The 24,533-nt window shown below is 62.1% G+C and carries 18 protein-coding genes; 15 read left to right on the top strand and 3 right to left on the bottom strand.

Features of this window, described 5'->3' with window-relative positions:
* The coding region (locus BMZ46_RS12080; protein ID WP_134334013.1) for a retention module-containing protein at positions 1 to 5,549 on the bottom strand (5,549 nt) is incomplete at its 3' end.
* Between the two features lie 359 nt (positions 5,550 to 5,908).
* Between BMZ46_RS12080 and BMZ46_RS12085 the strand changes: the two genes are divergently transcribed.
* The 12 genes from BMZ46_RS12085 (at position 5,909) to BMZ46_RS12140 (ending at position 21,715) form a co-directional block, all read left to right on the top strand.
* Positions 5,909 to 7,261 (top strand): TolC family outer membrane protein, encoded by a 1,353-nt coding sequence (locus BMZ46_RS12085; RefSeq protein WP_011331849.1) that lies wholly within the window; start codon positions 5,909 to 5,911, stop codon positions 7,259 to 7,261.
* Between the two features lie 34 nt (positions 7,262 to 7,295).
* Positions 7,296 to 9,452: a type I secretion system permease/ATPase gene (locus BMZ46_RS12090; protein WP_074689339.1), complete on the top strand. Its 2,157-nt coding sequence runs from the start codon at positions 7,296 to 7,298 to the stop codon at positions 9,450 to 9,452.
* Positions 9,442 to 10,809 (top strand): HlyD family type I secretion periplasmic adaptor subunit, encoded by a 1,368-nt coding sequence (locus BMZ46_RS12095; RefSeq protein ID WP_011331851.1) that lies wholly within the window; start codon positions 9,442 to 9,444, stop codon positions 10,807 to 10,809. Before BMZ46_RS12090 ends, BMZ46_RS12095 begins: the two co-directional genes overlap by 11 nt.
* Before the next feature lie 365 nt (positions 10,810 to 11,174).
* Positions 11,175 to 12,071, top strand: coding sequence for a TauD/TfdA dioxygenase family protein (locus BMZ46_RS12100; protein WP_039773033.1), 897 nt, complete (start codon positions 11,175 to 11,177; stop codon positions 12,069 to 12,071).
* Between the two features lie 18 nt (positions 12,072 to 12,089).
* A complete protein-coding gene (locus tag BMZ46_RS12105) occupies positions 12,090 to 13,115 on the top strand; it encodes an ABC transporter substrate-binding protein (protein WP_074689341.1) in 1,026 nt (341 codons plus the stop codon).
* Between the two features lie 5 nt (positions 13,116 to 13,120).
* Positions 13,121 to 13,981 carry an ABC transporter ATP-binding protein gene (locus BMZ46_RS12110; protein WP_007957720.1) on the top strand — a complete coding sequence of 287 codons (861 nt, stop codon included), beginning with the start codon at positions 13,121 to 13,123 and terminating at the stop codon, positions 13,979 to 13,981.
* Between the two features lie 20 nt (positions 13,982 to 14,001).
* A complete protein-coding gene (locus BMZ46_RS12115; protein ID WP_011331855.1) occupies positions 14,002 to 14,868 on the top strand; it encodes an ABC transporter permease in 867 nt (288 codons plus the stop codon).
* A 58-nt stretch (positions 14,869 to 14,926) separates the two neighbouring features.
* Positions 14,927 to 15,844, top strand: coding sequence for a LysR family transcriptional regulator (locus tag BMZ46_RS12120; protein WP_074689343.1), 918 nt, complete (start codon positions 14,927 to 14,929; stop codon positions 15,842 to 15,844).
* A gap of 102 nt (positions 15,845 to 15,946) precedes the next feature.
* Positions 15,947 to 17,482, top strand: a complete 1,536-nt coding sequence (locus BMZ46_RS12125; RefSeq protein ID WP_039773028.1) for an MFS transporter — start codon at positions 15,947 to 15,949, stop codon at positions 17,480 to 17,482.
* Between the two features lie 18 nt (positions 17,483 to 17,500).
* The gene (locus tag BMZ46_RS12130) at positions 17,501 to 18,571 is read left to right on the top strand and encodes an HlyD family secretion protein (protein ID WP_074689345.1); all 1,071 of its coding nucleotides are present in this window, start codon (positions 17,501 to 17,503) and stop codon (positions 18,569 to 18,571) included.
* Positions 18,568 to 20,079, top strand: a complete 1,512-nt coding sequence (locus BMZ46_RS12135; protein ID WP_254778413.1) for an efflux transporter outer membrane subunit — start codon at positions 18,568 to 18,570, stop codon at positions 20,077 to 20,079. The genes BMZ46_RS12130 and BMZ46_RS12135 overlap by 4 nt, the downstream gene beginning before the upstream one ends.
* Positions 20,080 to 20,134: 55 nt before the next feature.
* Positions 20,135 to 21,715, top strand: a complete 1,581-nt coding sequence (locus tag BMZ46_RS12140; protein ID WP_074689347.1) for a glycosyltransferase family 39 protein — start codon at positions 20,135 to 20,137, stop codon at positions 21,713 to 21,715.
* 44 nt (positions 21,716 to 21,759) lie between these two features.
* Here the strand turns inward: BMZ46_RS12140 and BMZ46_RS12145 are convergent, their stop codons facing one another.
* On the bottom strand, positions 21,760 to 22,518 hold the full coding sequence (locus tag BMZ46_RS12145; protein WP_039773021.1) for a slipin family protein: 759 nt from the start codon (positions 22,516 to 22,518) through the stop codon (positions 21,760 to 21,762).
* Positions 22,519 to 22,520: 2 nt separating this feature from the next.
* On the bottom strand, positions 22,521 to 23,048 hold the full coding sequence (locus tag BMZ46_RS12150; RefSeq protein ID WP_039773018.1) for an NfeD family protein: 528 nt from the start codon (positions 23,046 to 23,048) through the stop codon (positions 22,521 to 22,523).
* Between the two features lie 197 nt (positions 23,049 to 23,245).
* On the opposite strand from BMZ46_RS12150, the gene BMZ46_RS12155 reads away from it, so the two are divergent.
* From BMZ46_RS12155 to BMZ46_RS12165, 3 genes are all read left to right on the top strand, one after another.
* Positions 23,246 to 23,707 carry an aminoacyl-tRNA deacylase gene (locus BMZ46_RS12155; protein WP_007957669.1) on the top strand — a complete coding sequence of 154 codons (462 nt, stop codon included), beginning with the start codon at positions 23,246 to 23,248 and terminating at the stop codon, positions 23,705 to 23,707.
* 127 nt (positions 23,708 to 23,834) lie between these two features.
* Positions 23,835 to 24,080, top strand: coding sequence for a DUF2789 domain-containing protein (locus BMZ46_RS12160; RefSeq protein ID WP_074689349.1), 246 nt, complete (start codon positions 23,835 to 23,837; stop codon positions 24,078 to 24,080).
* A gap of 88 nt (positions 24,081 to 24,168) precedes the next feature.
* Positions 24,169 to 24,414, top strand: a complete 246-nt coding sequence (locus tag BMZ46_RS12165) for a type II toxin-antitoxin system Phd/YefM family antitoxin (RefSeq protein ID WP_081353107.1) — start codon at positions 24,169 to 24,171, stop codon at positions 24,412 to 24,414.
* Positions 24,415 to 24,533: the final 119 nt, after the last annotated feature.

Below are 24,533 nucleotides of genomic sequence, written 5' to 3' on the forward strand. Positions count from 1 at the left end.
GTTGCATCCTTGATGGTGACTTCGACCTTGCCGGCGTCTTTGTAGACATCGTCTTTCGGTGCATCGACAGTCACGGTGCCGGTGGTTTTACCGGCCTCGATGGTGATGACGGAGCCGTTGCTCAACGTCACGGTGACCGGAGTACCGGCCGGATTGGTCAGGGTGGCGGTGTAGGTGATCGAGCCACCTTCGGCCACGGTGCCGGTCGCGGTCAGTGTCAGGTCGGTGGTGTCGACGGTGTCGGTTACCGTGGTGCTGACGGGAGTCTTGTCGGCCACCAGGTTTTCGTAGTTGCCGCCGCTCACGCCAGTGATCGAGTTGCTCAGCGGTGTGTGACCGTTGAGTGCATCGTTCGGCGCGGTGGTAGTGATGGTACCGGAGGTTTTGCCCACTTCGATGGTGATCGACTGACCGTTGGCCAGAGTCACGGTGACCGGCGAGCCAGTCACCGGAGCGCCAACAGTGGCGGTGTAGGTGACGGTGCCACCCTCGGCCACCGACGTATCGGCGCTCAGTTTCACGGTCGACGTATCGATGGTGTCAGTCACTTCAGTGACGGCCGGAACGGTGCTCGGAACCAGATTCTCGAAGTTGCCGCCGGACGCATCCTTGATGGTCACTTCGACTTTGCCGGCGTCTTTGTAAACGTCATCGGCCGGAGCCGGAACGGTCACGGTGCCAGTGGTTTTACCCGCTTCGATGGTGATCACCGAGCCGTTGCTCAGGGTCACGGTCACTGGCGTGCCAGCCGGATTGGTCAGCGTGGCGGTGTAAACGATCGAACCGCCTTCGGCCACGGAACCTGTAGCGCTCAAGGTCAGGTTGGTGGTGTCGACGGTGTCGGTGACTGACGTCACGGCCGGCGTCTTGTCGGCGACCAGGTTTTCGTAATTGCCGCCGCTGGTGCCGTCGATTTTCACGCTCAGCGTGTTGCCGCCGGCCAGTGCATCGTTCGGCGCGGTGTAGTTGACGCTGGCGCTGCTGGCGCCGACCGGGATGGTGATGGTCTGGCCGTTGGACAGGGTCACGACCACTGGCGAGCCGGTCACCGGTGCGGTGACGGAGGCGGTGTAAACCACCACGCCGCCTTCAACGGTGCTGGCCGTGGCGCTCAGGGAAACGGTACTGGTATCGATGGTGTCGGTGACGTCGGTCACCGCCGGGGTCTTGTCGACCACCAGGTTTTCAAAGTTGCCGCCGGTGGTCTTGGTGATGCTGGCGTCGACTTTGCCGGCGTCCTTGTACACGTCGTCGCTCGGTGCGGCGACGGTGATGGTGCCGGTGCTCGCGCCTTTGGCGATGTTGATCACCGCGCCGTTGCTCAGGGTCACGGTCATGGCCGTGCCGGCCGGGTTGGTCAGGGTCGCGGTGTAGACGATCGAACCGCCCTCGGCGATCGAACCGGTGGCGCTCAGGCTGATGTTGGTGGTGTCGACGGTGTCGGTGACTTTGGTCACCACAGCCGTACGGTTGGCATCGACCTGTTCGAAGTTGCCGCCGCTGTGGCTGGCAATCGCGGTCTGCACCTTGCCGCCATCAATGTAAGGCGTATTGGCCGGCGCAGGGAAATTCACCGAACCGCTGGTGGCACCGGCAGCGATGTTGATCACCGCGCCGTTGGCCAGGGTCACGGTCATGGCAGTGCCGGCCGGGTTGCTCAGGGTCGCGGTGTAGGTGATCTGGCCACCTTCGCTGACGGTGTCGCTGGCGCTCAGGGTCAGCGTGGTCTTGTCGATGGTGTCGTTGACCGTGGTGCTGACCGGCGTCTTGCTGACGTCGAGCTTCTCGAAGTTGCCGCCGCTGGCATCGGTCATGGTCACGGTGAGCTTGCTGACATCCTTGTAGACGTCATCGCTCGGCGCCGGGATGGTCACCGAACCGCTGGTCTTGCCGGCCTCGATAACGATGGTCTGGCCGTTGCTCAGGTTGACGGTCACCGGCGTCTGCGCGGCGTTGGTCAGCGTTGCGGTGTAAGTGATCGACGTGCCTTCGAGCACATAGCTTTCGGCGCTGAGGGTCAGGTGCGTGGTGTTGATGGTGTCGGCGACGTTGGTCACCGCTGGCGTCGGGTTGGCCACCAGGTTTTCGAAGTTGCCGCCGGAAGTGTCCTTGATGGTCACTTCGACTTTGCCGGCGTCTTTGTAGACGTCATCGGCTGGTGCGGGAACGGTCACGGTGCCAGTGGTTTTGCCGGCTTCGATGGTGATGACGGAGCCGTTGCTCAACGTCACGGTCACCGGGGTGCCGGCCGGATTGGTCAGGGTCGCGGTGTAGACGATCTGCCCGCCCTCGTTGACGTTGCCGGTGGCGGTCAGCGATACGGTGGTGGTGTCGACGGTGTCGGTGATGGTGGTGCTGACCGGCGTTTTGTCGGCCACGAGGTTTTCGTAGTTACCGCCGCTCACACCGGTGATCGAGTTGGTCAGCGGTTCATGGCCGGCCAGTACGTCGTTCGGCGCCGTGGTAGTCACGGTGCCGGTGGTTTTGCCGACTTCGATGGTGATCGCCTGACCGTTGGCCAGGGTCACAACCACAGGCGAGCCGGTTACCGGGGCGCCCACCGTCGCGGTGTAAGTAACGGTACCGCCTTCCGCCGCCGACTCGGTCGCGGTCAGTTTGACGGTCGACGTGTCGATGGTATCGGTGACCTGGGTCACGGCCGGCACAGTGCTTGGCACCAGGTTTTCGAAGTTGCCACCGGTTGCGCCGGTGATGGTCGCTTCGACTTTGCCGGCATCCTTGTAGACGTCATCGGCAGGCGCTGGAACGGTCACGGTGCCGGTGGTCTTGCCGGCTTCGATGGTGATGACCGCGCCGTTGCTCAAGGTCACGGTCACCGGCGTGCCGGCCGGATTTGTCAGCGTCGCGGTGTAGATGATCGAGCCGCCCTCGGCCACGGAATCGGTGGCGCTCAGGGTCAGGTTGGTGGTGTCGACGGTGTCGGTCACGGTGGTGCTGACCGGGGTTTTGTCGGCGACCAGATTCTCGTAGTTGCCGCCGCTCACGCCGGTGATCGCGTTGGTCAGCGGTGCGTTGCCGGCCAATGCGTCGTTCGGTGCTGTGGTGGTCACGGTGCCGGTGGTCTTGCCCACTTCAATCGTGATGCTTTGGCCGTTAGCCAGGGTTACGGTGACCGGCGAGCCAGTTACGGGCGCTCCAACTGTCGCGGTATAAGTGACGGTGCCGCCCTCGGCCGCTGACTCTGTCGCGGTCAGTTTGACCGTGGTGGTGTCGATGGTGTCGGTGACTTCAGTGACAGCCGGAACAGTGCTTGGCACCAGGTTCTCGAAGTTGCCGCCGGTGGCGTCCTTGATGGTCACTTCGACTTTGCCGGCGTCTTTATAGACGTCATCGGCAGGCGCCGGAACGGTCACGGTGCCAGTGGTTTTACCCGCTTCGATGGTGATGACGGAGCCGTTGCTCAACGTCACGGTCACCGGGGTGCCCGCAGGATTGGTCAGCGTCGCGGTGTAAACAATCGAACCGCCCTCGGCGACAGTGCCGGTGGCGCTCAGGGTCAGGTTGGTGGTGTCGGCAACGTCGGTAACCGTGGTCGAGACCGGGGTCTTGTCGGCCACCAGATTTTCGTAATTGCCGCCGGAAACGCCGGTGATCGAGTTGGTCAGCGGTGCGTTGCCAGCCAATGCGTCGTTCGGCGCGGTGGTGGTCACGGTGCCGGTGGTTTTACCCACTTCGATGGTGATGGTCTGACCGTTGGACAAAGTGACAGTCACCGGCGAACCGGTGACTGGTGCGCCAACCGTAGCGGTATAAGTAACGGTGCCGCCTTCTGCAACCGAAGTATCAGCCGTCAGTTTGACCGTCGACGTGTCGATGGTGTCAGTCACTTCGGTGACAGCGGGAACAGTGCTTGGCACCAGATTCTCGAAGTTGCCGCCGGTGGCGTCCTTGATGGTGACTTCGACCTTGCCCGCGTCTTTGTAGACGTCATCGGCAGGCGCCGGAACGGTCACGGTGCCGATGGTTTTACCGGCGTCAATGGTGATGACGGCGCCGTTGCTCAACGTCACGGTCACCGGCGTACCCGCAGGATTGCTCAGCGTCGCGGTGTAGACGATCGAACCGCCTTCCGCCACGGAACCGGTGGCGCTCAGCGACAGGTTGGTGGTGTCGATGGAGTCGGTGACGGTAGTAGTCGCTGGCGTCGTGTTTGGCACCAGATTCTCGAAATTGCCGCCGGTAGCGCCGGTAATCGTGGTGCTGACGGTGCCGCCGTTGTTGTAGACGTCATTCGGTGCGGTCGGCACGTTGACGCTGCCGGTGGTCTGGCCGGCGCCGATGGTGATGGTCGAACCGTTCGACAGGGTGACGGTCACCGGCGTCTGCGCCGGGTTGGTCAGGGTCGCGGTGTAGGTGATCTGGCCACCTTCGACCACAGTGCCGGTAGCGGTCAGGGTCAGGCCGGTATTGTCGATCGAGTCGGTGATGGTGGTCACCACCGGTGTCGGGTTCGGCACCAGGTTTTCGAAGTTGCCGCCCGTGGCACCGGTGATGGTGGTGGTGACGGTGCTGCCGTTGTTATAGACGTCATTCGGTGCGGTCGGCACGTTGACGGTGCCGGTGGTCTGGCCGGCGCCGATGGTGATGGTCGAGCCGTTGGACAACGTGACGGTCACCGGCGTCTGCGCCGGGTTGGTCAGGGTCGCGGTGTAGGTGATCTGACCGCCTTCGGTCACGCTTGGGCCGGCCGTCAGGGTGACGGTGGTGGTGTCGATGGTGTCGGTGACCTGGGTCGTGGCCGGGGTGGTCGGCGGGGTCACGGTGATGCCGTTGCCGCCGGTGGTACCGGTGACGGTCACGTCGATCTGGGTCGGGTCGTTATAAACAGTGTCGTTCGGCGCCAGGGGCACGTTGACGGTGCCGGTGGTGGAACCGGCCGGAATCACGATCACCGCACCGTTGGACAGGGTGATGGTCAGGTCGGTCAGCGGCGCCTGGGTCAGCGTTGCGGTGTACACCAGCACGCCGCCGGCTTCGGTGATGCTCGGCGTGGCGCTGAGGTTCAGGGTCGATTCGCGCAGGGCATTGGCGTTGGTGTCGGTGGTCTGGCCGCCGGGGATGTTCTGCGCGGCCTGGCCTGCAGCGTTGATGCCCGCAGTCGGGAAACCGATGGTTGGGTCGACGCGGCCGGCGGTCGCATCGAGCATCACGAAGCTGTGACCACCGCCGGCGGCACCGCCAGTCCCCGCGGCACTCGGGCCGGCAGCGGTGGCATCAAGAGCGGTGGTCGGGTCGACACCGGCGGCGATGGCTTGTTGCAGCTCTTCTACCGACGGCGCGGCTTGCGCGGTGGCTTCGGCCAGGTCGGTGCTGGAATCCGGGGTATCGGCGCTCCACTGAGTGTCACGGCCCAGATCGATCGTGCGGCCATCGGCCAGTTCCAGGGACACGGCGCCGGAAACGCCGGTGTCGACCTGATCGCCGGCAAACAGCCGGTCGCCTTCAACGAGTACGCGACGGACGCCCTCTGGGGACACCACGAAAACCTGACCGACAATGCTTTTGACGATGGCAACAACACTGCTCATTGAAGACTCTCCGGGTGTCACGTTCAGTTGACTTCCATAGACCTGATGGCTGTCTGCGCCGATTCAGTCTGGACGTACTTTTAAAAAAAGATAAAGCAAAGTTGACGCTGCTGTTCGTCAATATTTTGGCTAGATTCTTTCGCTATTAACTTTATGCCAAACTATTGACCTTCTGGGTGCCATCCTAAACAATCGTCCCAGTAATGTCACATTGATATTTATGCGGCGACCTGCCCTTCAGCGTGTGATCCAGTTCCGGTTTTAAACTTTCCGACATACGGTCATTCCGGTTGCCATCTTCCGACGCAGCTCACCAATTTGCTGTGATTCAAGACAAGAAGTTCTGGGAAATCTTTACCATGCGTTCGCACCTGTTCAAGGCTCTACCCTTCGCTCTCGCCGCCTCTTTCGTACAAGCACAATCCTTACCAGAAGCCATGCAGCAGGCGCTGGATGTCCATCCGGAAATCCAGGCAGGGGTCAACAGTCGGCTGGCCGCGGATTATCAATTAAAGGCTGCAAAAGGTGGATACCTGCCCAAGGTCGATCTGCTGGGCGGTTATGGTCGTGAAGGCACCGACAGCGTAACCACCCGCGCCAATGGTGGCGGCAATCACTGGGAAACCCTGAACCGCAGCGAGTCAAGTTTACGTCTGTCGCAAATGGTTTTTGACGGTTTTGCGACGTCCAGTGAAGTCGGGCGTCAACAAGCCACCGTCAACTCCCGCGCGTATTCCCTGCTCGGCACTTCCGAACGCACCGCGCTGACCGTGGCCCAGGTTTATCTGGATGTGCTGACCCGTCGCGAATTCGTGCGTCTGGCCGAAGAAAACCTCAAAAGTCACCAACGCATCTACGACCAGATCCAGCTGCGCACCCAGCGCGGCGTCGGCAGCGGTGCCGACCTCGATCAGGCCGAAGCGCGGATGGCCCAGGCCCGCAACAACCTGATCACCGAGCAGACCAACCTCGCCGACTCGGAAACCAATTTCCTCAGCGCCGTCGGCCAGATGCCCGATCAGCTGGAGCGTCCGGCGCCGTTCATGGCGATGATGCCGGCCAACCTGAATGAAGCGCGCCAGCAGATGCTGGAAAACAGCCCGATCCTGCGTTCGGCCGAGTCCGATATCGCCGCGGCTGAAAAGCAATACGAGACTGCCAAGTCGACCTTCTACCCGCGCTTCGACGCCGAGCTGGGCCGCACTGCCGACAACGATCTCGACGGCCAGAACGGTCACAACAACGAATGGCAGGCCATGTTGCGCATGCGCTTCAACCTGTATTCGGGCGGCAGCAACAAGGCGGATCTGGAATCCAAGTCCTACCTGTCGAACCAGGCGCTGGATATCCGCAACAACGCCTTGCGCCAATTGAATGAAGAACTGGGCCTGGCCTGGAACGCCCTGAACAACGCCAACGCCCAGGTGCCGATCGCTCAGCAGTACGTTGATCACAGCACCTCGGTGCGCACTGCTTACCAGCGCCAGTTCAGCCTCGGCGAACGGACCCTGCTGGATTTGCTCGACAGCGAAAACGAGCTGTTCACCGCTTCGCGGCGTCTGGCTGAAATCAAAAACATTCAGTTATTTACTCAGTATCGAATCAAGGCGACCATGGGCGAATTGCTCAAGAGCCAGGGAGTGGTCGCACCCTTGGCATCCGTTGTGCAGAACGACGTGAAGCCCAAGGTTCAGCTGCCTGGGATGAATTGAGTTGTCCCTTTTCAACTGCTAAAGAGTGTCGAGCGTGGAATCAGAAGTCAGTCGAGTTCATCTCAGTCATGATCCACGCGCGTTGCACGACGATCCTTTACTGGATGGTCTGCTCGCTCTTTGCATGCTCCACCAGAAACCTGCCAGCGCGGCGATGCTGACCACCGGCCTGCCGCTGCCCAAACAACGCCTGAGTGTCGAGCTGCTGCCCCGTGCAGCGGCGCGCGCCGGGCTGCAAGGGCGGGTGCTGCAGCGCAAGCTCGAAGAAATTCCGGCGATTGCCATGCCGGCGCTGTTGCTGCTCAAGGATGGCCGCAGTGCCGTCCTGCTCGGCTGGCAGGGTGAGAACGAAGCACGGGTGCTGCTCAGCGAAAGCGACGGCGGCGAATCCCTGGTCAGCCGCGAGCTGCTGGCCGACGACTACATCGGCAAAGTGTTCTTCGCCCAGCCCCAGCACAAATTCGACGTCAACCACGGCACGCTGATCCCGCGTGCGCGCTCGTGGTTTCGCGACACCCTCAAGCGTTCGCGCTGGCTGTACGCCGACGCCATCGCCGCCAGTTTCCTGATCAACATCATCGCCATGGCCGCGCCGCTGTTCGTGATGAATGTCTACGACCGCGTGGTGCCGAACCAGGCCGAAGCGACCCTGTGGGTGCTCGCGCTGGGCATCACCGGCGCCTATCTGTTCGACCTGATCCTCAAGAGCCTGCGCAGCCTGTGCCTGGATCTGGCCGGCAAGAAAACCGACCTGATCATCTCCGCCACGCTGTTTGAACGCATCGTCGGCATGGCCATGAAATACCGCCCGGCGCGGGTCGGCAGCTTTGCCCAGAACATTCATGAGTTCCAGAGTCTGCGCGACTTCCTCGCCTCGCTGACCCTGACCAGCCTGATCGACCTGCCGTTCACCATCCTGATCTTCATTGTCATCGCGATTCTCGGCGGGCATCTGGTGTGGATTCCGGTGCTGGCCTTCCCGATTGCGCTGCTGATCGGCTATGCCTTGCAGAAACCGCTGGTGGCAACCATGGAACGCACCATGGCCCTCGGCGCCGAGCGTCAGTCGAGCCTGATCGAAACCCTCGCCGGCCTCGACGCGGTGAAGGTCAACAACGCCGAAAGCGAACGCCAGTACCAGTGGGAACAGACCATCGGCACCCTCAGCCGTCTCGAGCTGCGGGTGAAAATGCTCTCCGGTCTGGCGATGAACATCACCCTGCTGATCCAGCAATTGGCCGGGGTGATCATGATCGTCTTCGGCGTGTACCAGATCATCGCCGGCAACCTGAGCATGGGCGGCCTGATCGCCTGCTACATGCTCAGTGGCCGTGCCCTCAGCCCGCTGGCGTCGCTGTCCGGTCTGCTGACCCGCTACCAGCAGGCGCGGGTGACAATGACTTCGGTCGACCAGATGATGGAGTTGCCTCAAGAGCGCAATTTCGAAGAGCGCCCGCTGAGCCGCAAGGTGCTGCAAGGCGCGATCGAATGCCGCCAGCTCAGCTTCACCTACCCGGAACAACAGAACCCGGCCCTGAAGAACATCAACCTGGTGATCCGTCCCGGCGAGAAGATCGGCATCATCGGCCGCAGCGGCTCGGGCAAAAGTTCGTTGGCGAAATTGCTGGTCGGCCTCTATCAGCCGGACGATGGTGCGTTGCTGGTGGATGGCGTCGACATCCGCCAGATCGACGTCAGCGAGCTGCGCTACAACATCGGCTACGTGCCGCAGGACATCCAGCTGCTGGCCGGCACCCTGCGCGACAACCTGATTTCCGGCGCTCGTTACGTCGAAGACGAACTTGTCTTGCAGGCCGCTGAACTGGCCGGCGTCCACGAATTCGCCCGATTGCACCCGCAGGGTTATGAGCTGCAAGTCGGCGAGCGCGGGCAGAACCTGTCCGGTGGCCAGCGCCAGAACGTCGCCCTGGCCCGGGCGCTGTTGCTCAATCCGCCGATTCTGTTGCTCGACGAACCGACCAGCGCCATGGACAACACCGGCGAAGAACGCCTCAAGCAACGCCTCGCGGCGGTGGTGGAAAACAAGACCGTGGTGCTGGTGACGCACCGGGCATCGCTGCTGTCGCTGGTCGATCGCCTGCTGGTGGTCGACCGTGGGCAGATTCTCGCCGACGGCCCGAAAGCGGCCGTCATGGAAGCGTTGAAGAAGGGGCAGATCAGTGTTGCTTAAGTCGGGTTTCAAGGATTCGATCCGCCGCTACTTCAAGGGCTCGGCATCGCTGCAGGGCCAGCCGCTGCCAGAGGTCAACAAGGCCTTGATCGAGGACGCGCCGCGCGTGGTGCGGCTGACGATCTGGGCGATCATCGGTTTCTTCGTGTTCCTGATGCTGTGGGCCAACTTCGCCGTCATCGACGAAGTGACCAAGGGCGACGGCAAGGCGATTCCCTCGTCGAAGATCCAGAAAATCCAGAACCTCGAGGGCGGTATCGTCTCCGAGCTGTTCGTCAAGGAAGGCCAGATCGTCGAAGCCGGCGCACCGTTGGTACGCCTGGATGACACGCGTTTCGCCTCCAACGTCGGTGAAACCGAGGCTGATCGCCTGTCGATGCTGCTGCGGGTCGAGCGCCTGAGCGCCGAGGTCGATGACCGGCCGCTGAACTTCCCCGAGGACGTGCTCAAAGCCGTGCCGGGTCAGGCCAAGAGCGAAGAGTCGTTGTACATCAGCCGTCGCCAGCAACTGCACGACGAGGTCGGTGGCCTGCAGGAACAGTTGATTCAGCGCCAGCAGGAGCTGCGCGAATTCACCTCGAAGCAGGCGCAATACCGTCAGCAACTGGGTCTGCAACGCCAGGAAATCAACATGTCCGAGCCGCTGGTGGCTCAGGGCGCGGTATCGCCGGTGGAAGTGCTGCGACTCAAGCGTGCCGAAGTGGAAACCCGTGGTCAGCTCGACGCCACCACCCTGGCGATCCCGCGCGCCGAATCGGCGATCAAGGAAGTACAGCGCAAGATCGACGAGACCCGCGGCAAATTCCGCAGCGAAGCCCTGACTCAGTTGAACGAGGCGCGCACCGACCTGAACAAGGCCCAGGCCACCGGCAAGGCGCTGGAAGACCGGGTCAGCCGTACGCTCGTCACCTCGCCGGTGCGGGGTATCGTTAACAAGATGCTGGTCAACACCATCGGCGGCGTGATCCAGCCGGGCAGCGACCTGTTGGAAATCGTGCCGTTGGACGACACGCTGCTGGTCGAAGCGAAGATCCGCCCGCAGGACATCGCGTTCCTCCATCCGGGCCAGGAAGCCACGGTGAAATTCACCGCGTATGACTACACCATCTACGGCGGTTTGAAGGCGAAGCTTGAGCAGATCGGCGCCGACACCATCACCGACGAAGACAAGAAAACCACCTACTACGTCATCAAACTGCGCACCGAACGCAGCCATCTCGGCACCGACGAGAAGCCGTTGCTGATCATTCCGGGGATGGTAGCGTCGGTGGACATCATCACCGGCAAGAAGACCGTGCTGAGCTATCTGCTCAAGCCGATCATCCGGGCGCGGGCCGAGGCGTTGCACGAACGCTGATTCGAGGCTGATGGCCTCATCGCGAGCAGGCTCGCTCCCACATTCGATCTGAGTCGAACACAAATTTTGCGTTCACTGGAGATCAAGTGTGGGAGCGAGCCTGCTCGCGAGGCGTCTGTCGGAACAACACATTCCGTCCAGAAGTGACACAAACGGTCACTCACCAACCAGTCCATTCCTAAGCATTCGCCATATCGTTATTCGTTAACAGTATTTAAATTCCGCTTCTTATAGCTATAAAGTCAGCCTCCTGCGTACCTGCCGACCAATCGGCGCGCCGCACGACACGAACCAACACGCAATCCAGCGTGAGTTTCTGATCGACGCGCGCGCCATCGAGCGCGCCGTGCGTGGGAGATTGATTGATGTCCGCAGCTACTGCTACCCCAAGCGCCGCGACTGCCGCGCCGCAAACCTTCGAAGTCCGCCCGTTCAGCGGTGCCGTCGGCGCCGAGATCATCGGCCTCGACCTGACCCGTCCGGTCAACGACGAAGACTTCGCCCGCATCCACCGCGCGCACCTCGATCACCACGTCGTGGTGTTCCGCGACCAGCGCATCACCCCGCAACAGCAGATCGACTTCAGCCGCCGCTTCGGCGTGTTGCAGATCCACGTGCTCAAGCAGTTCCTGCTGGCCAATCACCCGGAAATCCTCATCGTTTCCAACATCGTCGAAAACGGCCAGAACATCGGCCTCGGCGATGCCGGCAAGTTCTGGCACTCGGACCTTTCCTATAAAGAGCTGCCGAGCCTTGGCTCGATGCTGCACGCCCAAGAGCTGCCGTCCGAAGGCGGCGACACCCTGTTCGCCGACATGCACAAAGCCTGGGACAGCCTGCCCGACGCGCTGCGCAAAGCCGTTGAAGGCCGCTCGGCTGCGCATTCCTACACCGCGCGCTACAGCGAAACCAAATTCGAAGGCAACTGGCGCCCGACCCTGACCCCGGAGCAACTGGCCCAGGTCGCCGAGGTCGTGCACCCGGTGGTCCGCACCCATCCGGAAAACGGCCGCAAGGCGTTGTTCGTCAGCGAAGGCTTCACCACCCGCATCGTCGGTCTGCCGGAGGACGAGAGCAAACAACTGCTCGACGAGCTCTACGCCCACAGCGTGCTGCCGCAGAACATCTATCGCCATCAATGGCAGCCCCACGACCTGGTGTTCTGGGACAACCGCTCGCTGATCCACCTTGCCGCCGGTTGCCCTGCGCACCTGCGCCGCAAGCTGTATCGCACGACCATCCAGGGCGACGCGCCTTTCTGATTCGCCGGAGATCCGATCATGTCCAAACGTCTTCCATTCGCACCGCTGGCAGCGGCCATCGGCCTCGGGTTCAGCCTGATCGCCGGCAGCCTGGTGGCGCCGACCGCGGCCCACGCCGAAGGTGAAATCCGTATCGCCGAACAGTTCGGTATTGTCTATTTATTGCTCAATGTGGTGCGCGATCAGGGACTGATCGAGAAGTACGGCAAGCAGGAAGGCCTCGACATCAAGGTCGACTGGACCCAGTTGTCCGGCGGCGCGGCGGTCAACGATGCACTGCTCTCCGGTTCCATCGACATTGCCGGCGCCGGTGTCGGGCCGTTGCTGACGATCTGGGATCGCACCCACGGCAAACAAAACGTCAAAGCCGTGGCCTCACTGGGCAACTTCCCGTACTACCTGGTCAGCAACAATCCCAAGGTCAAAACCATCGCCGACTTCACCGAGAAGGACCGCATCGCGGTGCCGGCGGTGGGCGTTTCGGTGCAGTCGCGCTTCCTGCAATACGCGGCGGCCAAACAGTGGGGCGACAAGGAATTCAACCGCCTCGACAAGTACACCATCGCCGTTCCGCACCCGGACGCCACTGCTGCGTTGATCGCCGGCGGCACCGAGCTGACCGGGCACTTCTCCAACCCGCCGTTCCAGGATCAGGCGTTGGAAAATCCGAACGTGCATGTGGTGCTCAACTCCTATGACGTGCTCGGCCCGAACTCGCCGACCGTGCTGTTCGCCACCGAGAAATTCCGCAACGAGAACCCGAAAACCTACAAGGCGTTCGTCGAAGCGCTGACCGAAGCCGCGCAATTTGCGCAGAACGATAAAGGCGCGGCGGCGGACACTTATATCCGCGTGACCAAGGCCAAGATCGACCGCGCCGCGTTGCTGAAAATCATCGACAACCCGCAGTTTGAATTCAGCGTCACGCCGAAAAACACCTACCCGCTCGCCGAATTCCTCTACCGCGTCGGCGCGATCAAGAACAAACCCGAATCGTGGAAGGACTACTTCTTCCAGGACGCCAAACCGTTGCAGGGGAGCTGATCGACATGAACGCCCCTTTGCAAGGCCACGCGGCCAGCAACCCGATCGCCACTGCGCAAGCGCTGTTGGCGGTCGATCAGGTCAGCCTCGAATACCGCACGCCGCAGCGCGTCGTGCGGGCCACCCATCAGGTCAGTTTCGAAGTCGATCAACAGGATCGCTTCGTGCTGCTCGGTCCGTCCGGCTGCGGTAAATCCACCTTGCTCAAAGCCGTCGCCGGGTTCATTGCACCGTGCGAGGGCGAGATCCGTCTGCAGGGCCAGCGAGTCGACGCGCCGGGACCGGACCGGATCGTGGTGTTTCAGGAGTTCGATCAACTGCCACCGTGGAAAACCGTCAAACAGAACGTGATGTTTCCGCTGCTGGCTTCGCGCACGCTGAAGAAAAAGGAAGCTGAAGAGCGTGCGCTGCATTACCTGGAGAAAGTCGGTCTGGCGGCGTTCGCCGATGCCTATCCGCACACCTTGTCCGGCGGCATGAAGGCGCGGGTGGCGATTGCCCGGGCGCTGGCGATGCAGCCGAAAATCCTGCTGATGGACGAGCCGTTCGCCGCGCTGGATGCCCTGACCCGGCGCAAGATGCAGGAGGAATTGCTGCTGCTCTGGGAGGAGGTGCGTTTCACTTTGTTGTTCGTCACCCACTCGATTGAAGAAGCGCTGGTGGTCGGCAATCGGATCCTGCTGTTGTCGCCGCATCCAGGGCGGGTGAGGGCGGAAGTGCACAGTCATCAATACGATTTGCACAGCCTCGGCGGTGTAGCGTTTCAGGAATCGGCGCGGCGCATTCACCGATTGCTGTTCGATGAAGGCCAGTCGCCGGAAACCGAGCGCGAACTGGATTTCACTGATATCCGCATCGCTTATTGAGCCGCCTGGAGGATTGCCCGATGAGCCATTCATCATCCGTACGTCAAGAATTCGAAAACGATCTGCAACCGCTGACCAGCGTTCCGGTGGAGCGCGAGCTGCCGCTGGGCCAGCGCCTGTGGCAACAGGGCTGGCTGCGCAAAAGCGTGATCCTGATTTTGCTCGCCGTGCTCTGGGAGGTGGTCGCCCGGGTGCAAAACAACGACCTGTTGCTGCCGAGCTTTTTGCAGACCAGTCATGCGCTGTACGACGGCCTGCTCAGCGGCGAACTGCTGGGCAAGGTGTGGATTTCGCTGGTGGTGCTGATCAAGGGTTACCTGATCGGCATCGTCCTGGCCTTCGCCCTGACCACGCTGGCGGTTTCGACCCAGGTTGGCCGGGACTTGCTCAGCACCCTGACCTCGATGTTCAACCCGCTGCCGGCGATTGCGCTGTTGCCGCTGGCGTTGCTGTGGTTCGGCCTGGGGCAGAACAGCCTGATTTTCGTGCTGGTGCATTCGGTGCTGTGGGCGCTGGCGCTGAACACTTACGCCGGGTTTCTCGGCGTCTCGGAAACCCTGCGCATGGCCGGGCGCAACTACGGTTTGAAGGGCATGCGCTTCGTGCTGTTCATCCTGATTCCGGCGGCGCTGCCATCAATCCTCGCCGGACTGAAAATCGGCTGGGCATTCGCCTGGCGTACCCTGATCGCCGCCGAACTGGTGTTCGGTGCCACCAGCGGTAAGGGTGGTTTGGGCTGGTACATCTTCCAGAACCGCAATGAGTTGTACACCGACAAGGTGTTTGCCGGTCTGGCGGTGGTGATCCTCATCGGTTTGCTGGTGGAGAACCTGGTGTTCGACACGCTGGAGCGGGTGACGGTGAAGCGCTGGGGGATGCAGCGCTGATTTTCTGATCTGCTAGCATTGCGTGCGAATCAATCCTGATCGGTCATGAGTGCTCAGTATGCAACTCCCGGACATGAACCTGTTGGTCGCCCTCGACGCTTTGCTCGACGAGGGCAGCGTGGTCGGCGCCGCGCGGCGGATGAACCTCAGCCCGGCGGCCATGAGCCGCACGCTGACGCGGATCCGCGAAGCCATTGGCGATCCGATTCTGGTGCGTGCCGGTCGCGGTCTGGTGCCAACGCCCAAGGCGATGGAGCTGCGCGAGCAGGTGCGGGATGTGGTCGAGCAGGCGGCGTTGCTTTTCCGCTCGGCGGACGCCGTGGAACTGGGCACGTTGCGCCGGCGCTTCAGCATTCGTGCCAACGATTTTTTCGTCGGGGTGTACGGCGGCAAGCTGTTCGACACCCTCGATCAACTGGCGCCGCACTGTGAACTGCGCTTCGTGCCCGAAGGTGACGGTGACGATGAAGCCCTGCGCGAAGGGCGGATCGATCTGAGCGTGAGCAACACCCGCCCGGTGACGCCGGAAGTCAAAGTGCAGAACCTGTTTTCCACCCACTTTGTCGGTCTGGTGCGCGAGGATCATCCGCTGCTGGATGGCGAGATCACGGCCGAACGTTACGCCGGTTTTTCCCACATCAGCATGTCCCGCCGGGGCATCGCCCGTGGGCCCATCGACACCGCTTTGAATGCCCTGGGGCTGGAGCGGCGGGTGGCAGTGATTGCGCCGAGTTTCCACGCGGCGATGTTCGCCCTGCCGGACTCTGACCTGATCCTGCCGGTGCCCAAGGAAGCGCTACTCAGCGTGCGGCGGCTGGGCTTGAAGCTGCGCTCGTTCAATCTGCCGGTCCCGTTGCCGACCCTGATGCTGACCCAGGCCTGGCACCCGCGTTTCGACAAGGATCCGGCCCACCGCTGGCTGCGGGAAACCCTCAAGACCTGCTGCGACGAAACCTGGCTGGCGGCACAGCCCTGACAATTGCGTCTGGTGCACTTATAAACTGCCAAGAAGTCAATTTTCGTCAGCACTAAGCCCTACTACCATGCTCCGGTATTTTTCCCTCCGGAGTTTGCTTGCATGACATCCCTGACGGTCACGGCGCCGATCGCCGCAACCGCTCCGATGGCAGCCGCGCCACCGGTGTTCGGGGCGCGGATCATCATCGGTCTGGTCGGCGTGCTGCTGGCGGTGCTGGTGTCGGGTCTCAACGAGATGGTGACCAAGGTCGCCCTGGCCGACATTCGCGGCGCCCTGAGCATCGGTTACGACGAAGGCACCTGGCTGGTCGCCAGCTACACCGCGACCTCGGTGGCGGCCATGGCATTCGCGCCGTGGTGCTCGGTGACCTTTTCCCTGCGTCGCTTCACCCTCTGCGCCATCGGTGTGTTCACCCTGCTTGGGGTGCTCTGTCCGTTCGCCCCGAACTATGAAAGCCTGCTGCTGATGCGCATCCTGCAAGGCCTGGCTGGCGGCGCGTTGCCGCCGATGCTGATGACCGTTGCGCTGCGATTCCTGCCGGCCAACATCAAGCTTTACGGCCTCGCCGGTTACGCCCTGACCGCGACGTTCGGCCCCGGTCTCGGCACGCCGCTGGCGGGGTTGTGGACCGAATATGTCGGCTGGCAATGGACGTTCTGGCAAATCATCGTGCCGTGCCTGATCGCCATGGCCGCTGTCGCCTATGGCTTGCCGCAGGATCCGCTGCGTCTGGAACGCCTCAAAACATTTAACTGGAAAGGCCTGCTGCTGGGCTTTCCGGCGATCTGCATGCTGGTGATCGGTCTGTTGCAGGGCAATCGCCTGGATTGGTTCGAGTCGAACCTGATCTGCGCTTTGCTCGGCGCCGGTTCGTTGTTGCTGGTGGCGTTTCTGATCAATGAATGGTCGCAACCGATTCCGTTTTTCAAGTTACAGATGCTCGGCATCCGCAACCTGTCGTTCGCACTGATGACGTTGGCCGGCGTGCTGGTGGTGCTGCTGGCGGTGGTGCTGATTCCATCGAGTTATCTGGCTCAGGTGCAGGGTTACCGGCCGGTACAGACTGCGCCGATCATGCTGATCGCGGCGTTGCCGCAGTTGATCGCGCTGCCGCTGGTGGCGGCGCTGTGCAACCTGCGCTGGGTCGATTGCCGCTGGGTGCTCGGCGTGGGTTTAAGCATGTTGACCCTGTCGTGTCTGGGCGGCTCGCAACTGACCTCGGAATGGATTCGCGACGATTTCTACGTCCTGCAATGGCTGCAGATTTTCGGCCAGCCGATGGCGGTGCTGCCGTTGTTGATGTTGTCGACCGGCAGCATCCAGCCCCAGGACGGGCCGTTCGCCTCGGCCTGGTTCAACACCGTGAAAGGCTTGGCGGCGGTGGTCGCCACCGGCGTGATCGAGGCGCTGACCACTTCGCGCCTGCATTTTCACTCGACGATGCTGGTCGATCGTCTCGGCAATTCGCCGCTGGCCGCGAGCAACGACCCCGGCCTCGCCCATCGCTTGCACGAACAGGCGGTGGTGCTGACTTCTTCGGATCTTTATCTGTGCATGGCTGGCGTCGCGGTGGCGCTGATCCTGCTGATTTTCTGGCTGCCGACGCGGATCTTTCCGCCGCGCGCGCCGACCTGACTGAAACAGAAGGTTTTTATGACGACTCAAGCAAAGCAAAAACTCGCGGTGGCCGTAGCCGCTGCGCTGGCGGTTGGTGTGCTGGTGTATCTGGCGATGCCCGGCCTGTTCGGCAAACGCACCCAGCAGAACACCAACGATGCATTCGTTTCTGCCGACTTCACCCTGGTGGTGCCGCGTGTGGCCGGATTCATCAAAGAGGTGCTGGTGGAAGACAACCAGCAGGTCAAGGCCGGGCAGTTGCTGGCGCTGATCGATGACCGCGACCTGCGCGCCGCCGCCGAAGCCGCCGATGCGCAAACCCTGGTGGCCCGCGCGCAGTTGCAGAACGCCAAGGCCACTCTGGAGCGCCAAACTTCGGTGATCGCACAGGCGCAGGCGTCGGTGGTATCGGCCAAGGCTGAAATGGCCTTCGCCCAGCAGGAATTGAACCGCTACAACCACTTGGCCGGCGTCGGTGCCGGCACCGTGCAGAACGCGCAGCAGGCGCGCACCCGGATCGATCAGGCTTCTGCGCGGCTGGACACGGCCACCGCGAAACTGGCAGCGGAACGTAAGCAGGTCGAGATTCTGACGGCGCAGCGCGATGCTGCCGAAGGCAGTTTGAAGCACGCTCAGGCCGCGCTGGAAATCGCCAGTTTCGAGCTGTCCTACACGCGCATCACCGCGCCCCAAGACGGCATGATCGGCGAGCGCGCCGTACGGGTCGGCGCCTATGTGACGCCGGGCAGCAAACTGCTGGCGGTGGTGCCGCTGAAACAGGCCTATGTGGTCGCCAACTTCCAGGAAACCCAGCTCACCGACGTGCAGCCGGGGCAGGATGTGGTCGTGCGGGTCGACAGCCTCGGCGGCGAAGCCCTCACCGGCCGTGTCGAAAGCATCGCCCCGGCTACCGGCGTGACCTTCGCGGCGGTCAAACCGGACAACGCCACCGGCAACTTCACCAAAGTCGTGCAGCGGATTCCGGTGAAGGTTTTGCTGGATCCGGGGCAGCCGCTGGCCGAACGCTTGCGGGTCGGGATGTCGGTGGAAGCGAGCATCGATACCGAAAGCTCGATGACATCGGTGCGTGAGGTGACGCAGCGATGAAGCGCTTTCAGTCCATGACGGTTGTCCTGAGTCTGTCGGCGTTGGCGGCGTGCACCGTCGGCCCGGACTTCCAGAAACCCGAAACCACCCGGATTGCCGAGTGGGCAAAACCGTCAAAAAGTGCCCCCAGCCAGGCCGTCAGCGAACCGTTGAACGAGCGCTGGTGGGAAGTCTTTCACGACGCACAGCTCTCGGCCCTGACTCAGCGCGCCTTGCGCAGCAACCTCGATCTGCAATTGGCCAGCAGCCGTCTGCAACAAAGCCGCGCTGCCCGTCAGGTGATCAGCGCCGACCGCTATCCGACGACCGCCGCCACCGGCAGCTACGCGCGCAAACGCAACAGCGGTGAAGGCTTGAACGACCCGTCCGGGCACAACGGCGATTCCGCGTTCAACCTGTGGGACGCCGGTTTCTCCGCCTCCTGGGAACTGGATTTCTGGGGCCGTGTGCGCCGGGAAACCGAAGCGGCCGATGCCAACCTCGAAGTCGCGGAAAACGACCGTCGCGGTGTGCTGCTGGCGGTGCTCGCGGACACCGCGCAGAACTACATCCAGCTGCGCGGCGTGCAGAACACCCGCGCGGTCACCGAGCAGAACCTCGAGGTGGCGCGGCACAGCCTGAAGCTCTCGCAACTGCGCCTCAACGATGGCGTGGCCACCGATCTCGACGTCGCCGAAGCCGCCGCGCAGGTGGCGGCCATCGAATCGCGCCTGCCGGCGCTGGAGCAACGTCAGGCGCAACTGATCAACGCCATCAGCCTGTTGATGGGCGAACCGCCACAGGCCTTGGCTCAAGAGTTATCCACAGACGCGCCGGTGCCGCAGTCGCCATTGACCGTCGCCATCGGCCTGCCGTCGCAACTGGCCGAACGCCGCCCGGACATTCGCCAGGCCGAAGCCCGTCTGCATGCCGCCACCGCCAACATCGGCGTGGCCAAGGGCGATTTCTATCCGCGCATCACCCTGTCCGGCAATCTCGGCTCGCAAGCCATGCAGCTCAGCGATTTCGGTTCCTGGGGCTCACGCGCCTTCGGCATCGGCCCGCAATTCAGCCTGCCGCTGTTCGACGGCGGCCGCTTGCGCGGCGTGCTGCAACTGCGCGAAGCCCAGCAGCAGGAAGCGGCGATCGGTTATCAACAGACCGTCCTGCGCGCCTGGCACGAAATCGACGACCAACTGACCGCCTACAACGCCAGCCAGCGCCGCCGCGACAGCCTCGCCGAAGCCGTGCGCCAGAACCAGATCGCCCTGCGCACCGCGCAACAGCAATACGTCGAGGGCGTGGTCGACTTCGTCAACGTCCTCACTGTGCAAGGCGCACTGCTCGCCACCCAGGAACAATGGGTGGAAAGCTCCACCGGCGTTTCATTGGCGATGGTCGGGCTGTACCGGGCGCTGGGTGGGGGATGGGAGTCGGTGTACCCAGACGAGAACCGGGCCGCCGTGTTGCCGAGTGTCGCGAAAGCGCCAGCCGGCGTCGACGGTTCTGCTGTGGCTGACCTAAAGTGATGAGCAGGTTGGCGCGTCATACTCTCGTGGCGCAACGGCGCGGCAAGAGGAAGCAATGGCGGTTAACAGAGTCACGCCAATGGGCGACACGCAAGATCCCTTTGCCGCACCCGGCTCCTGGTTCGGCAGCCTGCGCTGGGTGCGCTGGGTAAAACATCATTGGCTGTGGCCGATCCTCGCGCTGGCGGCGTTCGTGCGTTTTTATGACCTGACGGCGGCGGCGATCTGGGGCGATGAAGGGTCCAGTCTGCTGTTGGCGCGCTATCCGTTGAGCGAAATCTGGAAGCACGCGGCCTTCGATGTGCATCCGCCGCTGTACTTCATACTGCTGCATGGCTGGATCGAGCTGTTCGGTGACGGCATCTTCGCGATCCGCTGCCTGAGTGCGCTGGCCGGCATCGCGGCGGTCGGGTTGGGCGTCTGGCTGGTGGATCGCCTGGCCACACGCCGGGCAGCCTTCATCGCCGGTCTGTTGCTGGCGCTGCTGCCGACAGCGGTGCGCTACAGCCAGGAAGTGCGCATGTACGCGTTGCTCGGAGGGCTGTTGCTCGCCGCGAGCCTGGCGCTGGTTTACTGGATCAGGCGCCCCCAGCGAAACCGCTATCTGGTGATTTACGCGTTGTTGATGAGCGCGGCCTTCTACACCCACTACTTCGCCGTTCTCGCGGTTTTGTGTCACTGGCTCTACCTGATCGCGATCCGCGTACAGCGCGGTTATCGATTCCGCCATATCCAGCGCTGGAACTGGTGGCTGGCGAACCTGGCCATCATCGTGCTGTACCTGCCCTGGCTGCCCAATCTGCTCGACTTGATGCAGCACATGGAACAGCTCAGGGCCGGCGGCGATGTCGGCTGGGAGCCGGCCGTCACCTTGAGTTCGCTGCCGTCGATGATCTGGTCGTGGTTGATGCAGGACGATGGCGATACGTTACCGCTGCTGACGTTCGCAGCGTTGCCCCTGGCATTGCTGGCACTGGCGGCTGTCGCGGTGATGCGCGATCGCAGCGTGTCGCGCGGCAGTATGCTGTTGGCGCTGTACACCGGACTGCCGCTGCTGCTGGTATTTGCGGTGTCGTTCATCACGCCGGTCTTCGTCGAGCGCTATTTGACGGCGTACGCCCTGGGGTTGCCGATGCTGGCGGCGTTAGCCATTGACCGTTTGTACAGCCACGCACGGTTGCTCGCTTTGGCGGTGTTGGTCTCACTGATCGGCGTGGAACTGCTCGGCGTGAACAACAACGCCAACGTCGACAGCGATGATCAGTTCGATCGCGTGGTGAATTACGTCAATCAGCATTTCCTGCCAGGCGATCGTATCGTCACCAGCGACATGCTCTGGTACTTGAGCTACGTCTATTACGACCGCAGCGGTGCGCAGGTGCGCCTCTTTACTCCGCCGACAGCGGACGGCCGTTCGACACAACCGAATGAGTACGGCTTCGGCACACTGGTGAGCCGCGACATCTATCTGGACAGCCTCGCGCAATTGCCGGGGCATGGACGGGTCTGGCTGGTCGGGACGTTCGACGCTGCGGAAGAATTCTCACCCTTACCCGCCACCTGGCAGCCCGGCGCCGAAATCCATGCCGGCGGCGCCAAGGCACGCCTGTTCATCCCCCAGCCACCACTCGACTAAAGCCGCCCCTCTATAGACGCCGCTGCCGACTGCGAGCTTTTGCCTCAGGATTTACCTGACAAATCTGCCATGCCCTTGAGCAGTTCGATCGGCAACGGAAAGACGATGGTCGAGCTCTTGTCCCCGGCAATCGAACTCAAGGTCTGCATGTAGCGCAGTTGCATGGCGCCGGGCTGGCGACCGAGCATTTCGGCGGCCTGCATGAGTTTTTCCGAGGCCTGCAATTCGCCTTCGGCGTGGATCACCTTGGCGCGCCGTTCGCGCTCGGCTTCGGCCTGTTTGGCGATGGCGCGCACCATCGACTCGTTGAGGTCGACGTGCTTGATTTCGACGTTGGCGACCTTGATGCCCCAGGCGTCGGTCTGGGCGTCGAGCACTTGCTGGATGTCGATGTTCAGGCGTTCGCGTTCGGCCAGCAGTTCGTCCAGCTCATGTTTGCCGAGGACCGCGCGCAGGGTGGTCTGGGCCAGTTGGCTGGTGGCCATGAGGAAGTCTTCGACCTGGATGATCGCTTTCTGTGGGTCAAGCACGCGGAAGTACAGCACCGCGTTGACCTTCACCGAGACGTTGTCGCGGGTGATCACGTCTTGCGGCGGCACGTCGAGGACGATGGTGCGCAGATCGACCCGGACCATTTGCTGCACCACCGGAATCAGCAGGATCAGCCCCGGCCCCTTGACCTGCCAGAAGCGTCCGAGCTGGAACACCACCCCGCGTTCGTATTCGCGCAGGATGCGGAACGTCGAGCCAGCCAGGGCGATCAGCAACAGCAGCAGCGCGACAAAACCGATTTGCAGACCCATGATCACTCTCCGAGCGGTGCCGCGTCAGTCGCGGCCACTTGCAGCAACAGACCCTTGCGTCCGACCACCCGCACCGGTTGCCCGGTGTGCAGCGGCGTGGCGCTCAGCACCTGCCAGCGTTCTCCTTGTAACTGCACCCAGCCGTTGCGGCTGTCTTCCGGTTGCACCACGGTAACCGCCGTGACACTGCCGAGCAGGCCGGCATCGCCGCTGACCGGGTGGCGCGGTCGGGTTTTCAGGGCGCGGACCAGCAGCGCGATCAGCAACAGGGCACTGACCAGACCGAGGCCGATCATCATCGGTACCGGCAGTTCGGCGTTGCTCAGGATCAGCGCGCCGATCACGAACATGACGATACCGCCGAGGCCGATCAGCCCGTAGTTGGGCAGCGCGGCTTCGGCGATCAGAAATGTGATGCCCAAGGTAATCAGCCACAGGCCGACCGGACTGACGGCGGTAAACGGACCGTCCGCCGCAACCACCGTTCCACTCAGCAGCACCAGGGCAAACGCACAGCAACGGATGTTCACGTGACCCTCCGCGAGAGTCAGGGGTTGTTCTTACAGTCTAGTTGAGGCTGTGGCTGGATGAATTTTGATCAATTCTCCCCGCCCCGCCAGTGGGCGGATTTCCCTGTGTGCGCGGCCGACGGGACTAGACTTTGAAGGACAGCCACAGCGTTTCATTACCGTCCGCCGCGCAGCGTCGGCGGGCACCGAGGTGCATCATGCGTATGGCCAAGAAAGTGCAGAGCAGCCTCAACCGGGCGCAATGCGAATATGACATCGTCACCCACCCGCACTCGTCCAGCAGCCTGGAAACGGCGCGGGTCTCCGGGATTGCCGCAGAACGGGTGGCCAAATCGGTGATTCTGGACGACCGCCACGGGCACTACCTGATGGCGGTGCTGCCCGCCAGCCGCCACCTGGACTTGAGCAAGGTGCGCAGCAGCGGCGAATGGCAGATCACCCGCGAAAGCAATCTGGCGCACATTTTCGACGACTGCGAACGCGGCGCCGTACCGCCACTGGGGGATTCCTACGGACTGGACATGGTCATCGACCCGCTGCTGACCCGGCAGAAAGACATCTACCTGGAAGCCGGCAACCACAACAACCTGCTGCACATGAGCATGCCCGAATTCCTGAAAATGGTGCCGCATGCGCAGGTGCGGGAGTTGAGTCAGTAGCTTTTCAGCGTCTGTGCCGACGCCAATCGCGAGCAAGCCCGCTCCCACAGGTTCTGCGCTAAACCTGTGGAGCGGGCTTGCTCGCGAAAAATCTTTCATACCCTATAAATCTCGCAGGAGTTCCGACATGGAAAACCCGACGCACAGCCTCCCATCCCTGTTCAAGCAACTCGGCCTGGACAACGACCCGGTCAGCATCGACCAGTTCATCGCCACCCATTCCCCGCTCAAACCCGAACTGCACCTGTGCGATGCGTTTTTCTGGAGCAAGAGCCAGGCGGATTTCCTGCGGGACGAGATTCTCGATGATGCGGATTGGGCGGAGGTGGTGGATCAGCTGGATGTGATGTTGAGGAAGGGGCGGGGCGCTTAGTCAGCGTAAAATTTCGTCACAGGATATCCTCAATCGCCCTCTCTATCTGGGGTAGCTTCCGATTTCAAAGAAGACTGGAAGCTGAAAAATGCAAAGATTCCCCCCGGTAAAAATGATCAGTGTCGAGGCTTTTAAAGAAAATTTTGATGCGGTAATCAAGGATGTCAAATATGAGCCAGTCGTTTTACAAAAGCACAGTCAAGTTTTAGCTGTCCTGCTTTCCGCATCATTGTATGAGGCGGTTATTGAACGGCTGGACGATCAGTATTTGGCGTTGATCATTCACTCGCGACGCAATGAAATTGGAAAACCCATCGAGCTGGATCAACTGTAAAAAACCTTCGAGGAGATTTGTTTCAAAACTTGACTGAATTTCCCCTCCAATGCGATATTGATAGTTAGCAAACTAACAGTGTGTGCATTCCCTCGTGCCGAATAACCTCGACGCTCTCC

The sequence above is a fragment of the Pseudomonas sp. NFIX49 genome (assembly GCF_900115915.1).
Lineage (GTDB): Bacteria > Pseudomonadota > Gammaproteobacteria > Pseudomonadales > Pseudomonadaceae > Aquipseudomonas > Aquipseudomonas pharyngis.

Coding starts and splice junctions, on each gene's coding strand:
- BMZ46_RS12085 (WP_011331849.1), top strand. CDS start 5,909: ATGCGTTCGCACCTGTTCAAGGCTCTACCCTTCGCTCTCGCCGCCTCT.
- BMZ46_RS12100 (WP_039773033.1), top strand. CDS start 11,175: ATGTCCGCAGCTACTGCTACCCCAAGCGCCGCGACTGCCGCGCCGCAA.
- BMZ46_RS12105 (WP_074689341.1), top strand. CDS start 12,090: ATGTCCAAACGTCTTCCATTCGCACCGCTGGCAGCGGCCATCGGCCTC.
- BMZ46_RS12110 (WP_007957720.1), top strand. CDS start 13,121: ATGAACGCCCCTTTGCAAGGCCACGCGGCCAGCAACCCGATCGCCACT.
- BMZ46_RS12115 (WP_011331855.1), top strand. CDS start 14,002: ATGAGCCATTCATCATCCGTACGTCAAGAATTCGAAAACGATCTGCAA.
- BMZ46_RS12120 (WP_074689343.1), top strand. CDS start 14,927: ATGCAACTCCCGGACATGAACCTGTTGGTCGCCCTCGACGCTTTGCTC.
- BMZ46_RS12125 (WP_039773028.1), top strand. CDS start 15,947: ATGACATCCCTGACGGTCACGGCGCCGATCGCCGCAACCGCTCCGATG.
- BMZ46_RS12130 (WP_074689345.1), top strand. CDS start 17,501: ATGACGACTCAAGCAAAGCAAAAACTCGCGGTGGCCGTAGCCGCTGCG.
- BMZ46_RS12135 (WP_254778413.1), top strand. CDS start 18,568: ATGAAGCGCTTTCAGTCCATGACGGTTGTCCTGAGTCTGTCGGCGTTG.
- BMZ46_RS12140 (WP_074689347.1), top strand. CDS start 20,135: ATGGCGGTTAACAGAGTCACGCCAATGGGCGACACGCAAGATCCCTTT.
- BMZ46_RS12145 (WP_039773021.1), bottom strand. CDS start 22,518: ATGGGTCTGCAAATCGGTTTTGTCGCGCTGCTGCTGTTGCTGATCGCC.
- BMZ46_RS12155 (WP_007957669.1), top strand. CDS start 23,246: ATGCGTATGGCCAAGAAAGTGCAGAGCAGCCTCAACCGGGCGCAATGC.
- BMZ46_RS12160 (WP_074689349.1), top strand. CDS start 23,835: ATGGAAAACCCGACGCACAGCCTCCCATCCCTGTTCAAGCAACTCGGC.
- BMZ46_RS12165 (WP_081353107.1), top strand. CDS start 24,169: ATGCAAAGATTCCCCCCGGTAAAAATGATCAGTGTCGAGGCTTTTAAA.